Below are 13,979 nucleotides of genomic sequence, written 5' to 3' on the forward strand. Positions count from 1 at the left end.
CCATAAACTAGGCTGCATACGATGATTGGATCAAGAACCCGCCACTCGCTTGCACAGTTTCTCGCACTCCATGAAACAGAATTTGTCGTGGTATTGGTGAGCAAACATGGCATGCGCATTTCTGTCGGAAATGGAAGAGTGCTTTTTGACCTTAACAATTGCTTGCACTCAGCAAGCGATGAGCACTTGCTGGCTCTTGTTGAGGAAATCGCCCGAACGAGTGGAGACCTTCGTTCTCGTGTGAATCCAAAGTACCGGCACGACGAGCGATTTTCCGACCTGTGCCGTTGCCTTCAACTTGATGGGTATCTTCTGGAAGCCAAAACACTCACGCAGACTGATCCATCCATTAGTGACGCGCCACCGCTCGATGATGATCTTCTTAAAGAGCTAAAGGCTACTGGCCTCCCTGCCGCAGAAGAGATTGCCGGGAAGATCAATGCCTCGTCTGAGTCATTTCGGTCATCACCGCCAAACTACAACGCGTGCCTTAATGACGTCCGGGTCGCTCTCGAAACACTGGCTCGCGCTATCGCCGCTACGCAAGTAAAGGCTGATTCTCCGCCCTATGAAAATACAAAATGGGGCTCTGTGCTCACGTTCCTGAAATTGGTTGAGTTCATTACCCAGGAGGAGGAAAAGGGTCTCGCTGGTGTCTACGGTTTTGTTAGCCCTGGGTCACATCGGCCAGTCGGTATCTCCGAAGAGGAAATGGCCCGCCTTGGTCGATCACTTGCGCTTGGCATGTGCTGGTTCCTTGTCAAGTGCTATCTGGTCGCATCGCGAGGCGACGCCTAATCGGGCAGGCAACGACTTCTAACCGTCGCCCCCACACCACCCACCGTGCGATCCCACAATGGGCTGAGCGCCGATTCTGTTGGCAAGGACTAAGAACGGTCTGCCCCGGCCTGATGGGTCACAGGGTCGGCGGCAGGCGGTCCATCATCATTTGCATCATGGACTCCATCATTTCCATGCGCTTTTGCATCATCTCTTCACGCTCCTTGGAACTGCGCGGGAAATGTTTTTCGCCTTTCATGGCGCCCATGCCGTCGGAGCCCATCATGTCCATCGTCTGCATGCCTTCCTGCATGGCTTTCATGTGCTTGGCCATCAGCGCACTTTTTTCCTCCGGTGTTTTGGCGCTCACCATCTCCTGGTGCGCCTGGTGCATGGCCTTCATCTTGCCGTCCATGGCGGCCATCTTTTCGGCGCTGGCCGCTTTGATTGCGCTCCTGGCAGAAGCATCTGCCGCCGTGGCCTGGGGGTGATGCTGCGTGTGTTGTGAATCCGTTTGTGCCCAAGCGCCCAGAGACGCGGCAGCGATTGAAACGGTCAGGAGGGTACGGCGAAGGTAAGACATGGTGTGGTTTCCTGACGTGGAGATAGTGGATGGATTGAAGACAAAAGGCACGGCGCAGAGATTGATTGGTGCGCCATGCCGTGCCACGATAAGTCTTCAAGCCTCACGATTCCGTTCGGTACCACACCTACCCAGGGTTGCCGCCCCTGATTTGAATGGACAATTTGTCAGTGCCCGGGTCGCTTGAACTTCTTGCGCGCGCGCTCGACTTTGGCCCGGATCACGCAACCCTCGGCATGATCGTTGATCAGCCCCATGGCTTGCATGAAGGCATACACGGTGGTCGGTCCGACAAATTTCCAGCCTTGTTTCTTCAGGTCCTTCGACAGCGCCAGCGATTCGGCGGAGGTCGATGCGGTCTGCGGTTTGGCAAGTTGCTTGGGGCCTGGTTCGTAGCGCCAGATGAAGGCCGCCAGCGAGCCCTCCTGCTTGACCAGTTCCTGCGCCCGCCGTGCATTGTTGATCACCGCCTCGATCTTGCCGCGATGCCGGACGATGCCCGCGTCCTGCAGCAGGCGATCGAGGTCAAGCTGGGTAAAGCGCGCTATCCGGTCGAAATCGAAATCATGGAAGGCAGCGCAGAAGTTCTGCCGCTTGGCCAGGATGGTGCGCCAGCTCAATCCGGACTGAAAACCCTCCAGACACAATTTCTCGAACAGGCGATGGTCATCGCTGACCGGGAAGCCCCATTCGGTATCGTGATAGTCCAAAAACTCCGGTGCGGCCGCGCACCAGCGGCAGCGTGATTGGCCGTCGGGACCGGCGATGGTCATGCTCATGTGTCTGCTGCTCCTGTTTCAAATCCTGTTTCAAAAATGGGGCCCTAGCGTACCCGATTGCGGCCTTCCTGCTTGGCCCGGTACAGTGCCGCGTCGGCTTGCGCCACCAGGGCCGCGGCCGAGGTCTGCTCGGAAGGAATGCAGGACGCCACCCCCAGGCTGATGGTCACCACCGGCCCCACCGGCGAGGTGGGATGCACAATCGCCAGCGCCTCGCAGGCGGCCCTTAGATCCTCGGCCACGGCCAGCGCCGTGGCGTGATCCGCGGCCGGAATCAGGACGACGAATTCCTCACCCCCGTAACGCGCCGCCAGATCACCGGCCCGGCCCAGCGACCGAAGGAAGATATCGGCCACCGCGGCCAGGCAGCGGTCCCCTGCCGGGTGCCCCATGGCATCGTTGTACTGTTTGAAACCGTCGACGTCGGCCATCACAACGGCCAGCGGCATGTGCAAGCGACTGGCGCGCCGCCACTCCTTGTCCAGGGTTTCGTCAAAGCAGCGGCGGTTCGCCAGCCCGGTCAGCGCGTCGACGAACGAAAGCCGCGACAGGTGCTCGTTCGCCAGCCTGAGTTCCTCCGTTCTTTCCCTCACCAGACGCTCCATCTCCAGATTCCTGGCACGCAGATTGCGCGTGCGCAAGCGGAACAGGGTCGCGATCCCGGCCAGCAGGGCGAGCAGCGCAACAGCCCTGAACCAGGCGGTCTGGTAGAGGTACGGTTTCACGGTGACGGGCAGCACGTCTTGGCTCTCGCTCCAGTGCGTCCCGTCGATCGAGGCGGCGACCCGGAAGCGGTAGCTGCCATGGGGCAAGGCCGGGAACGAGGCTTCGCGACTGCGGCCCGCATCGACCCAGTCGCGCGTGATCCCCTCCATCTGGTAACGGAATCTCACGCGGTCGGCGTTGTTCAGCGTCATGGCGGTATAGCGGATCGACAGGGGAGCCGACCCGGGCGGCAGAACCACCTCGGCGTCGCTGGCTCCGCTGACGCCGTCCACCAGCACGTTCTCGAACCGGACGCTTGGCGGCGCGCCCGAGCCGGGCAGGTTCAAGGGATCCACGATGACCAGGCCTTTGTTGCTGGGCAGCCATAGCCGGCCTTTGGCATCGATGGCGCCGGCCGGCTGATGCCCGCCGGCAAAAGTCGTGCTGCGCAGCGCATCGCCGGGGCCGAAGCCGGCCGAGTTCACCTTCTTGAGGCGCCCTTCCGCGAAGGCATTGAGGTCGGCCCGAGAGACCCGGTAGAAGCCCCGGTTGCAAGTCATCCAGAGGTAGCCCAGGCGATCCTCCAGAATGGTTTGGGAGATGCCGTCCCAAAGCCCGTCGGCCGGGCGGATGGCGCTCAATCGACCGTCGCGCAGGCGGTTCATCCCCATTCCGTTGGTGCCTATCCACAGGTTGGAGGACGCGTCCTCGTACAGCGCCAGGATCCAGTTCGAGACCAGGCCGTCGGCCGTGGTCAGTGCCGTGAACTTGGCGTCGCGGTAGCGGATCAGCCCCTGCCCGGTGGTTCCGAACCAGAGGCTGCCGGCGCGGTCTTCCAGGATCGTCAGCACCCCTTCGGGCGGCGCCCCCGGCTCGCGCACCGGTGCGAAGCCTTGCCCGGTGAAGCGGGCCAGGCCGGCCCGCGTGCCGGCCCACAGCGTGCCCTGGCGGTCCTGGAACAGGGCGCGCACCTCCGGATTGGGCAGCCCCTGGGCGACGCCGTAGCGCGCTATCCTTCCATCTCTCAGTCGTGCTACTCCCGCCGTATAGGTGCCGATCCACAGCCAGCCGTCACTATCCTCCAGCAGGCTGGAGATTTCGTCGGTCGGCAAGCCCTCCTTCTGCCCGATCACCGTGATCCGATCGCCTTCGATCCGGTTCAGCCCGCCGCCCGCGGTGGAGACCCAGGTCACCCCGTTGCGGGCGTGCAGCACGGAACGCGTGTTGTCGCTGGAAAGCCCCTCGGGCGTGCCGAAGGCGACGAAGGCCCGGTTGCGCAGCCGGTTCAGGCCGCCGGTCCAGGTGCCGGTCCAGACACTGCCTTCCCGATCGACGTGAAGCGCCCAGATCTGATCGCCGGCCAGCCCGCCCGCGGTCGAAATCGACGTGAAGCGGCCCGCGCTCATGCGGCTGACGCCGGCGCCCCAGGTGCCGATCCAGAGGGCTCCCTGTTGATCGCGCGCCAGTGCCGTCAGCTGGTCGGTGGGCAGACCGTCGGCCACCGTGTAGGTCTTGATGCTGCCGTGATCGACATGGACCAGACCACCCCCGGCAGTGGCGGCCCAGATGCCGCCGCCCGGATCGGCCAGCACCGAGCGGACCTCCAGGCTGGGAAAGCCGTTGGCCGGCGTCAGGACCTGGAACCGATTCGCCGCGAACGAAACCAGACCGCCGCCGGTGCTGCCGATCCACAGGGTACCGTCGCGGTCAAAAGCCAGCGTGCGCAGCCGGTTGGTGGGCAGGCCGTCAGCCTGCTGGTAAACCTTGGTGACGCCGTTTTCCCAGCGCACCAGCCCGTTCTCGGTGGCGGCCCAGACGACCCCATCGCTGGCCTGCGCAAAGGCCCAGACGCGCCGGCCGGCGCTCACTTGTTCGGAGATGGCAACCTGAAACTTTCCGTTGCGATAGAGGGCCGCGCCCTTGCTGTGGCCGATCCAGAGATTTTGCTGCGCGTCCTCCATCAGACCAAAGATCGGCTGGGAGGACACATCCGGCACCTGCGGCGATTCATAGGTCGTGAAGCGCACGCCGTCGAAGCGCGCCAGCCCGCCCGCGGTTCCGACCCAGAGGTAACCGTCGCGCGTCTGCAGCAGGGTCTGAACGGTGTTCAGGGGCAGCCCTTGCTCGGTCTGCCAGCCGTCGATCTTGTACTGGGTGAGAGCCTTGCCCGGATCACCCGGCCCGGCGCCCCAGGCCGGCCCCGCTCCCAGCGTCAACGCCATCGAGAGGAAGCAACACAGCCAAGCCAGCCACCGCGGTAGCGTCATGGCGATCCAGCGGCGTCAGCGAAGAAACACTTGTCCGGCATCGGGTTATTGAATCAGGAAGTTGAGTCGCCCAAAACCAGACGGACAGGCTTTCCAACAGCGGAGGTCCAAGTATCACACACTTGGCCATCGGCAAAATCCCCCCTTTGCGCGCCTGGGCAGCCGCGATGCCCGGTGAGTTACTTCACCCTGGCAAAAGCCACCACCTGGTTCTTGCCGAAATGTTTGGCGCACTTCGGGCAGGTGGCGTAGAAGAAAAAGAGCTTGTCCAATTCTCTCCCCCGTTCCGTGACGAATTTTTCTGTCTGCGCGATCCAGGAGCCTATGTCCCGAAAAGGCCCGCTAAACACTTTGGTCAGGAAGGTACCGGACAGATACTCCGTCTGCATGTCCGGCACGGCGCGGTCGGTGGCAATGTAGACGTCGGAGCCCCAAGGCGATACTTCGTCAACCAGCCACAAAGGCTCGGCGGCGTAAGCCTGCGCCTGTTCGATCGCGGCCTGGTCGCGGGTCATCACCGAGCCAAAATTGAGCGGAACGTGCAGAAACTCCCGAATATGGTCTTTCACGAAGGGCTTGTCTTTCCAGACGAATTCCTGACCCTCCCAACGTGCCTCGTCCAGCTTTGCGCAGCACCCGGTTTCCTGGTTGTCATATCCTGTTTCAGCCAACTTCATGGAGCCCTCCTGATTACGACGAATGGAAAAGTGCTCAACGCTAAGACAATGGATAAAGACCTTCTTGATAACTATCAGCGTATTGGCACCGTGCCCGACGCCGCCCCAGAGCCGCTGACGGGCCGGCGCTGCCCCGGACTCTGGCGCGAAGGGCCGTGGGCTTGCGACGGAACGTATTGCGGACCATCGGTGATTCTTCCGAAGTACGACGTGTGGGCATCCGAGCCGGGCGGCCAGAGCGACAGGAAATGGCGTTGCCAGGCGGCGCCGTCATAGTCAATCGGCAAGGCGTCGATGCGGACCTCCCCCAGTTGCGACCCATAGAGCGGTGCATGCGGCGAAACATGCCGGCTGATGCGCGTCAGCAACCCGCTGCGCCGACCCCGGAAGTTGGGCAACCCGGCCGCCCCGTTGTTGACCACCACGCCCTGGCCGTGGGTTAGGCCGAATTGCCTGAGCGCCGGCAGACAGGTATGGCTGCTGGCAAAAATGTCGACCTCGGCAGCGGCGAAGGCGGCCGCAATTCGGCTTTGATTGGCGGGCCGGTCCAGTTCGGCGCCGTCGAATTGCCAGCCGGCCAGCGAATCGGCATCACCATGCACCACGCCGATCCGGATGGCGCCAATCTGGTAGCGTGCAAAAAGAGGCAACGCGGCCAGTTGCGCCAGGATATGGGGGTGCCGGCGCGCGGTATTTTTGAGCTGCGCGTGAATCCGGTTGGAGCGTTCGACCACGCCCTGCTCCACCGTCGCCGGGTAAGCGCAACCGCAGCCGGCCGCATCCTGCGCGCTGGCGAACTCGAACTCCACATTGCCTAGCGTGGCGTGATGCCGCAGCACCACCTGGTTGATGGCGCGAAAGCCTTCATCGTCGACGTTGAACCAGTTGAAATCGCCATTGAAGCAGAGGCTCACCGGTGCCGGCTCGGCCTCGGCCAGCGCCTGGATGCAGTCCAGCGCAAATAGATTGCCGTACAGACCGCCCACCAGGTACAAGGTCTCGACCGGCCGGGTCGGGGCTCTTGCCAGCGCCGCCGCGCCGTAGCGGTAAGCCAGCGGACAACTGCGGCCGGCGATCAGGTTCACAACGGAGCCCCCGTGCACATTTTCCTATCAACAGCGCCATCCTGACGGTACAACTGGTCCAGACAAGGCGCGTCGACCGCCGCCAGCGGCAGATCGAAAACGATGCGACCCTGTTTCATGCCGATCACGCGCTGGGCCAACAAAGGTAGCAGGGACGGGTTGTGGACCACCGAAATCAAGGCCGCGTCACCCGCCGCCGCGGCCATCAGCTTACATACTTCGGTGGCCGCCGCCGGGTCCAGCGCGGCAGTGGGTTCATCGGCCAGAATCAGTTGCGGCCGCTGCATCAGCATTCTGGCGATGGCGACTTTTTGCCGCTCGCCACCGGACAGGCGATCGGTTCGCGTATCCGCGCGTGACAGCATGCCGACCTGTCGCAGGGCGGCTTGTGCCGCCTGGATCTCGGTCGCGGTGTAACAGCGAGCCCAACTGCGCCAGCCGCTGACGCGCCCCAGGCTGCCGATCAACACGTTTTCCAGCGCCGTCAGGCGTTGCACCAGATGCAGGCCTTGCATGATCTGGCCCAGCGAACAGCGCAGGGCACGCAACTCATGGCTGGCGACTGGCCCGTGCAAGGCATGACCCAACACCCGGGCCTGCCCGGCGCTGGGGCGAACAAAACCACTGAGCAGGCGAAACAGGGTCGACTTGCCGGCGCCGTTGTGGCCCACGATGGCAATCCGCTCACCCGCCTCGACTTTCAATCGATCGACTTGCAGCCGAAAGGAACCACCGCTGGAGCAATCCACCGAATCCAGCTCAATCACGGCCGTAGCGCTCATGACAAAGCCTTCCGGATCCGGCTGCCCAGCGCGTCGAAGCTGGAGACCACCACCACCACCACCAGCAACACCGTCGCCAGACGTCCCCATTGAAACAGGGACGTTGCTTCCGTGATCAGCAAGCCCAGTCCGCCGGCACCGATGACACCCAGAATGGTGGAGTCGCGGATGTTGAATTCCCACAGGTAGAGGTGACTGGAGACGAACTGCGGCAAGACAGCCGGCCAGACCGCGTTGAAAAACACCTGCATCGGGCTGCCACCGACACTGCGCACGGCATCTACCGCCGCCATGTCCAGCGCTTCGATAGCCTCGGCGAACAGCTTGCCGTAGCTGCCCATCGAATGCAGGGCGATGGCCAGGATGCCGGCGGTGGGCCCGAGCCCGACAATACCCACCAGCACCAGGCCGAAGACCAGGGTGTGGATGGCGCGCGCCACGTCCAGCACCGCCTTGGCCAGCAGGCGCAGGGGCATGGGTGCCGCCAGATTGCGCGCCGTCAGGATGGCCAGCGGCAGCGAGAGCAGCGCCCCCAGCAGGGAACCCAGGGTGGCGATGCGGAAGGTGGTCCAGGTCGCTGCCGCCAAGCCTTCCAGGTAGTGGGCCTCGACGGTACGCCGGTTTTCCAGGCGCAACAGGGTGCCGTCGTCGCTGCGGTATTCCAGTTGCGGGTTGCCGAACCAGACGTCCAGAAAGCTGGGATGGGCAAATTCGCCGACCGTCTTGAGCAGATTTTCCAGCGGGTGCCGGCCCAGCGACAGTTCACGCTCCCCGATCAATGACGCCAGACAGGCCGCCAGCAGGACGGCGTAAAGCAGGGTCAATCCCAAAAAGCCCAACCGGCCGGCGGACCGTCTGGAAATACGCTGCCACATGCCTAACGGGCTTGCAGCGTTCCAGTCGCCAGGCCGGCGTCGCGTATCGGCTTGTAGAAGTCGTTGTCGCGGCTGACGAAGCCGGTGTAGTGCCGCGGCAGCAAGTCCGGTTGGCTCCTGAGTGCGTCGCTCACCCCGGCAAGCGCGCTGCGCAGGCGCTTGACGAAATCGGGGTCGCGCGCCAGCTCACGGCTGACCGCCACGGCATCGTTGGGCAGCGGCGCCGATTGCCAGATGATTTTGGACAACTCGGCCTTGATCAAGCCCTGTTCGATCATGGCGTTGCGATTGCGGTTGTAGTCGGCCCCAGCGTCCAGCGCGCCTTGCGTGACCTGCGTTTCGATCGCCTGGTGCTTGGTGTAGATCAGCTTGCTGAAATAGCGCTCCGGGTCGATGTTGTTTTGCATGAAGTAATGCAGGGGAATCAGATAACCAGAGGTGGAACCCTTGTCGCCGAAAGCGAAGCTGCGCCCTTTCAAATCCTTGGGGCTGTTGATGCCCGATGCCGGATGCGTCACGATGATGGCGAAGTATTCCGGCTTGCCGTCGTAAAGAATGGTGGAGACCACCTGGGCCTGGGCTTGATGGTTGGCCAGCACGTAACCCCAGGGCCCCATCAAGGCGATGTCGGTCTCGCCGTTGGCCAGCGACTTGGCCAGCCCTTCCCAACTGTCGACGGTGCGCAGCTCCACCGCGCGCCCCAGTTTCCGGGCCAGATAGCTGGCCAGCGGTCTATAGGTCGCGTCGTTCTTGTCCTTGTCCGGCTGGAACAGCCCGACGCCCAGCCTCAGGGGCGGTTCGGCGGCAGCGAAGTTGCTGAAGGTAACGGCGGCCAGCAAGGCAAGGAAAAATTTCTGCAACAGTGTCATGGTCAGTAGTGGTCCGGGTATTTGAGGAAATAGGTTCTCTCTTCAGTCGTTGCGAAGGGGGTTTTTGTTACAGCCATTTCAAATCCTCGGGCTGGTCAATGTCGTGCAGCATCGGCAGGTGTTGCACCGACCACTCCAGTTGTTTCAAGCGCTGCACCGTCTCCTTCGCAACGCTGTCGGTGCTCCAGGCAATACCTTCGAACAGCGAGCGGTGAAAACGCTTCAGACCCAGCAGCACATAGCCGCCATCAAAAGCGGGCACCAGGGTGGCGTCGCAGCAGCGCAAGGCACCGGCGGCTTGTTGCAGTTGCGCTGCCTTGAGTCCCGGGCAATCGGTGCCTGTCAGCAGCACCGCTTCGCCGCAGTCCAGCACGCGTTGCGCCGCGCGCGCCATGCGCTCGCCCAGGTCCCCTTGGCCCTGCTCGGTCCACTGCAGCGCAGCGGGTAGCGGCAGGGTGCGCCACACCGGCTCTGTCGGGGCGGGCGTCACGCACAGTTCGATGGGCCCCAGGTTGGCGCTGTAGGCCTCCTGCACGGCACGCAACAACATACGGCGTGCCAGATCGGCCGCACCCTGGGCGCCCAGGGCCGGGATCAACCGGGTTTTCGCCAAGCCAGGCAGCGGCGCCTTGGCAAATATCACGGTACGCACCGGCTTCATCGATAGGCCTTGGCCAGTTGCGCCACCGGTACGCCGCGCCAGTAAGCCCAGCGCAAACGCCACATCAGCCAAATCGTGGCCCACACGCCATGCGCTTCCCAGCGTCGCCCCGAGGTGCTGACACAGCGATCGATGCAGGCCGGGCGCGATAGCTGGCACAAGCGTTTGGACAGCTCGACGTCTTCCATCAAGGCCTGATCCGGAAAAGAGCCCACCGCTTCAAAAGCGGCGCGTCTGACAAAAATGGCCTGATCGCCGGTGGCAATGCCACTCAGCCGGGAGCGCACATTCATCATGCGACTGACCACGCGCAGCATCAAATGACGGCCAGTGATGCGGACATCGAAGCGGCCCCAGCAATGCTGGCCGTTGGCCAGCGCCTGAGTCACCAAGGCGATGGCACCCTCGGGCAAGTGCGTGTCGGCATGCAGGAACAGCAGCACCTCGCCGCTGGCCTGCGCGGCACCGCAGTTCATTTGCCGGGCCCGGCCGCGCGGCGAGCGCAGCAGCTTGAAACCGGCACACTGCGCCAGGTTGGCGGACCCATCTTCACTGCCACCATCGACGATCAACACCTCGCAACCCTGGCGCAGCAGCGGCAGCAAATGCGCCAGCAGGGCCGGCAGCGCCGCCGCCTCGTTGAGTACTGGAACGATGATGGAGAGCGTCACGACTGGCCGCGCCTCCAGGCATGAAAGCGCGCCAGCCAGGCGAGTATTTTTTGCGGCGCGTGGGCGCGCTTCCACTCTCCGGCGGCGTATTTGTTGGCCTCGGCCAGCGTCGGGTAGGTGTGTATGGTGCCCAGTATCTTGTTCAGGCCCAGGCCGTGCTTCATGGCCAGCACGAACTCCGCCAGCAGATCGGCGGCGTGCTCGCCGACGATGGTGACGCCCAGAATGCGGTCCTTGCCCGGCACCGTCAAGACCTTGACAAAGCCCTGCGCGGTGCCGTCGGCGATGGCGCGGTCCAGCTCGTCGAGTCCGTACTTTGTGAGTTCGTAGGCAACACCTTTCTCCCTGGCCTCCTGTTCGTTCAGCCCGACGCGGGCCACCTCGGGCTCGATGAAAGTGGCCCAGGGGACCACCGAATAGTCGACCTTGAACTTCTTGAAATCGCCGAACAGCGCGTTGACCGCGGCGTACCAGGCTTGATGGGCCGCCATGTGCGTGAACTGGTAGGGGCCGGCCACGTCACCGGCGGCGAAGATGTTGGGATACAAGGTTTCCAGGTAGTCGTTGACGATCACGGTGCGCTGGGCTGGAATGCCCAACTGCTCCAGCCCGTAGCCCTGCAAGCGCGCCACGCGCCCCACTGCGCACAGCAAGGCATCGAACTCTATACGCAGCTCGGCACCCTGGTGTTCCACAACAATGAACTTGCGCTCGCCGTCGCGCTCGCAACGCAAGGCCTTGTGACCGGTGAGCACGCTGACGCCGTCGTCTGCCAGCGAGGCGCGCGCCAGTTCCGAGACTTCCGGGTCCTCGCGCAACATCAGGCGCGGGGCCATCTCGATCTGCGTCACCTGGGAGCCCAGCCGGGCAAAACTCTGCGCCAGCTCGCAGCCGATCGGACCGCCGCCCAGCACCACCAGGCGCGGCGGTGGCGCATCGAGCTTGGCAAACTGGTCCCACACCGTGTCGCTGGTGACATAGCCGACCTGGTCCAGACCCGGCAGCGGCGGCACAAAGGGACCGGCACCGGTGGCGATGACGATGCTGCGGGTGCTCAGGCGCTGGGTGGCGCCCCCGGCGAGTTTGACCTCCACGGTCCAGGGGTCGACGATGCGGGCATGGCCCTCCAGCACTTCCACGCCCAGTTCGGTGTAGCGCGCCACGCTGTCGTGCGGCGCCACCGTGCGCACCACTTCATGCACCCGCGCCATCACCTGGCGGAAACTGAATTCCGGCTCGGCAGCGCTCAGGCCGTAGCGATCGGCATGGCGCATCTGGTGCGCCACGCGGGCCGATTTGATCAAGGCCTTGCTGGGCACGCAGCCGTAGTTCAGGCAATCGCCGCCCATCTTGTGCGCTTCGATCAGCGTCACCTTGGCCTTTACCGCGGCGCCGATATAGGCGGTAACCAAACCGGCGGCGCCGCCGCCAATGACCACCAGATTGCGGTCGAACTGCTTGGGACGCTGCCACCGGGCATAGACGCGGCGCCGTTGCAGCCCACTGGCGATTTTTTTGGCAAGGATCGGAAATATTCCCAGCAGGGCAAAAGAGAACAGCAGGCCGGGCGACAAAATGCCCGACAGACTCTGCAACTGCGCCAGCTGGGTACCGGCATTCACAAACACCAGCGTGCCGGCCAGCATCCCGAGCTGGCTGACCGCATAGAAGGTGCTGGCACGCATGGGCGTCAAGCCCATCAACAGGTTGATCAGAAAGAACGGAAACAGCGGCACCAGGCGCAAGGTGAAGAGGTATAGCGCTCCGTCTTTGGCCACCCCCTCGTTGATCGCCTTGAGCTTGGCGCCGAAGCGGCGCTGAACGGCGTCGCGCAGCACGAAGCGCGAGGCCAGGAAGGCCAGCGTGGCGCCCATGCTGGAGGCGAACGAGACCAGCAGGGTGCCGCCCAGCAGGCCGAACAGGGCGCCCATGGCCAGCGTCATGATCAAGGCGCCCGGCAACGATAAAGCGGCGACCAGCACGTACAGGGCAAAGCCGACCAGGGTGACGAGCCAGGGCGACTGCGCCTTGAGCGCCAAGAAGTCATGCTGTCTTTGCTGGAGTGCTTCCAGCGTCAGGTAGCGGTCCAGGTCAAGCGCGAAGAAAGTGGCCAGCAGCGCCATGACCAGCAACACCAGCAGCCAGCGCTTCATGCGGCACAGCCGTCGTTTTTCAGGGCGCCGCCACAACTGCTGCCCTGCCCGGCGGTACAGCCATAGCAGTGCTCGGCAACCCGTATCGGCCGCCCCGCCGGGTCCTGGCTCAACAAGCTGCGCAGATGCGGCCGCTCGGCCGATGCGCGCAACGATCCGGCACCCGGCAAGGCCAGTCCCAATTGCTGGTTGAAGTCGCAGTCGTAGAGAAATCCCTGCCAGTCGACGCTGACCGTGCTGTGGCACATCACGCTGGCCAGGTTGGCGGCGACGAAATTCTCTTTCAACAGCCGCAGGTAGTCGTTGAATTGACCTTTGGAAATCAGCATCGAGCCGAAGCGCTGGATGGGCATATTGGCCAGCGCGAACAAGTCGTTGAAATGGATGCCGAAGTGGGTCGCCAGTTCGCGCTTGTAATCGGCCTGCAGCTTGACCTGGTCGGGCGGCAGGCTGGCACCCTGCGGGTTGTAGACCAGATTCAGTGTCAGACCGGACCCAGGCCGACCGTAGCCCAGGGCATTGAGGCGCTGCAAGGCGGCAATGCTTTTGTCGAAAACACCTTTGCCGCGCTGCTTGTCCACATTGTCCAGCGAGTAGCAGGGCAGCGAGGCCACCACCTCCACCTCCTGTTCGGCCAGAAATTGCGCCAGGTCTTCCTGACCGGGCTCGAACAGAATGGTCAGATTGCAGCGATCGATGACGCGCACCCCCAGCAAGCGGGCCTCAACCACCAGCCGCCTGAAGTCCGGATGCAATTCCGGCGCGCCACCGGTCAGATCGAGGGTCGCTATGTCGCGCGCCGCCAGTACCTGGCTGACCAGACGGAGGTTCTCCGGGTCCATCCTTTCGGTGCGGGTCGGGCCGGCATTGACGTGGCAGTGGACACAGGATTGATTGCAACGGTAGCCCAGATTGACCTGCAAGGTGGTCAGCCGCTGGCGCGTCAATGGCGGGAACTCGGTCGCTTGGAGCAGGGGCAAAGTGGCGTGCATTTCAGTTCTGGAATGTTGTATTGGGCAACGAAATATTGCCTTCTGTGGCGGTAGTCGCAGCCAAGCCTCGATTTATTACACAGGCCGCCAGCCGGGTCCA

Annotated in this window: 13 protein-coding genes; 1 reads left to right on the plus strand and 12 read right to left on the minus strand. The window is 63.4% G+C overall.

What is annotated here, in order from left to right; genetic code table 11:
- Positions 1–111 precede the first annotated feature (111 nt).
- A complete protein-coding gene (locus PHS32_RS00800) occupies positions 112–798 on the plus strand; it encodes a hypothetical protein (protein ID WP_301076845.1) in 687 nt (228 codons plus the stop codon).
- A 118-nt stretch (positions 799–916) separates the two neighbouring features.
- On the opposite strand, the gene PHS32_RS00805 is transcribed toward PHS32_RS00800, so the two are convergent.
- The 12 genes from PHS32_RS00805 to arsS all read right to left on the minus strand — a co-directional run bounded on the left by PHS32_RS00805 (position 917) and on the right by arsS (position 13,879).
- Positions 917–1,363 (minus strand): hypothetical protein, encoded by a 447-nt coding sequence (locus tag PHS32_RS00805; RefSeq protein WP_301076846.1) that lies wholly within the window; start codon positions 1,361–1,363, stop codon positions 917–919.
- 167 nt (positions 1,364–1,530) lie between these two features.
- On the minus strand, positions 1,531–2,142 hold the full coding sequence (locus PHS32_RS00810; RefSeq protein ID WP_301076847.1) for a DNA-3-methyladenine glycosylase I: 612 nt from the start codon (positions 2,140–2,142) through the stop codon (positions 1,531–1,533).
- A gap of 44 nt (positions 2,143–2,186) precedes the next feature.
- Positions 2,187–5,114, minus strand: a complete 2,928-nt coding sequence (locus tag PHS32_RS00815) for a two-component regulator propeller domain-containing protein (RefSeq protein WP_301076848.1) — start codon at positions 5,112–5,114, stop codon at positions 2,187–2,189.
- 179 nt (positions 5,115–5,293) lie between these two features.
- On the minus strand, positions 5,294–5,791 hold the full coding sequence (locus PHS32_RS00820) for a hydrolase (protein WP_301076849.1): 498 nt from the start codon (positions 5,789–5,791) through the stop codon (positions 5,294–5,296).
- A gap of 74 nt (positions 5,792–5,865) precedes the next feature.
- Positions 5,866–6,876 carry a hypothetical protein gene (locus PHS32_RS00825; RefSeq protein ID WP_301076850.1) on the minus strand — a complete coding sequence of 337 codons (1,011 nt, stop codon included), beginning with the start codon at positions 6,874–6,876 and terminating at the stop codon, positions 5,866–5,868.
- Complete coding sequence (locus tag PHS32_RS00830; RefSeq protein WP_301076851.1) at positions 6,873–7,658, minus strand: ATP-binding cassette domain-containing protein; 786 nt, start codon at positions 7,656–7,658, stop codon at positions 6,873–6,875. The genes PHS32_RS00825 and PHS32_RS00830 overlap by 4 nt, the downstream gene beginning before the upstream one ends.
- Positions 7,655–8,488, minus strand: coding sequence for a phosphonate ABC transporter, permease protein PhnE (gene phnE, locus PHS32_RS00835; protein WP_301076852.1), 834 nt, complete (start codon positions 8,486–8,488; stop codon positions 7,655–7,657). The genes PHS32_RS00830 and phnE overlap by 4 nt, the downstream gene beginning before the upstream one ends.
- A 47-nt stretch (positions 8,489–8,535) precedes the next feature.
- Positions 8,536–9,402, minus strand: a complete 867-nt coding sequence (locus PHS32_RS00840) for a phosphate/phosphite/phosphonate ABC transporter substrate-binding protein (RefSeq protein ID WP_301076853.1) — start codon at positions 9,400–9,402, stop codon at positions 8,536–8,538.
- 67 nt (positions 9,403–9,469) lie between these two features.
- Positions 9,470–10,063: a TIGR04282 family arsenosugar biosynthesis glycosyltransferase gene (locus PHS32_RS00845; protein WP_301076854.1), complete on the minus strand. Its 594-nt coding sequence runs from the start codon at positions 10,061–10,063 to the stop codon at positions 9,470–9,472.
- A complete protein-coding gene (locus PHS32_RS00850) occupies positions 10,060–10,734 on the minus strand; it encodes a TIGR04283 family arsenosugar biosynthesis glycosyltransferase (protein ID WP_301076855.1) in 675 nt (224 codons plus the stop codon). The genes PHS32_RS00845 and PHS32_RS00850 overlap by 4 nt, the downstream gene beginning before the upstream one ends.
- Complete coding sequence (locus PHS32_RS00855; protein WP_301076856.1) at positions 10,731–12,887, minus strand: bifunctional TVP38/TMEM64 family protein/FAD-dependent oxidoreductase; 2,157 nt, start codon at positions 12,885–12,887, stop codon at positions 10,731–10,733. The genes PHS32_RS00850 and PHS32_RS00855 overlap by 4 nt, the downstream gene beginning before the upstream one ends.
- Complete coding sequence (gene arsS, locus PHS32_RS00860) at positions 12,884–13,879, minus strand: arsenosugar biosynthesis radical SAM (seleno)protein ArsS (RefSeq protein WP_301076857.1); 996 nt, start codon at positions 13,877–13,879, stop codon at positions 12,884–12,886. Before arsS ends, PHS32_RS00855 begins: the two co-directional genes overlap by 4 nt.
- Positions 13,880–13,979 lie beyond the last annotated feature (100 nt).

Source organism: Rhodoferax sp., from assembly GCF_028714215.1.
In the GTDB taxonomy this organism is placed as follows: domain Bacteria; phylum Pseudomonadota; class Gammaproteobacteria; order Burkholderiales; family Burkholderiaceae_C; genus Rhodoferax.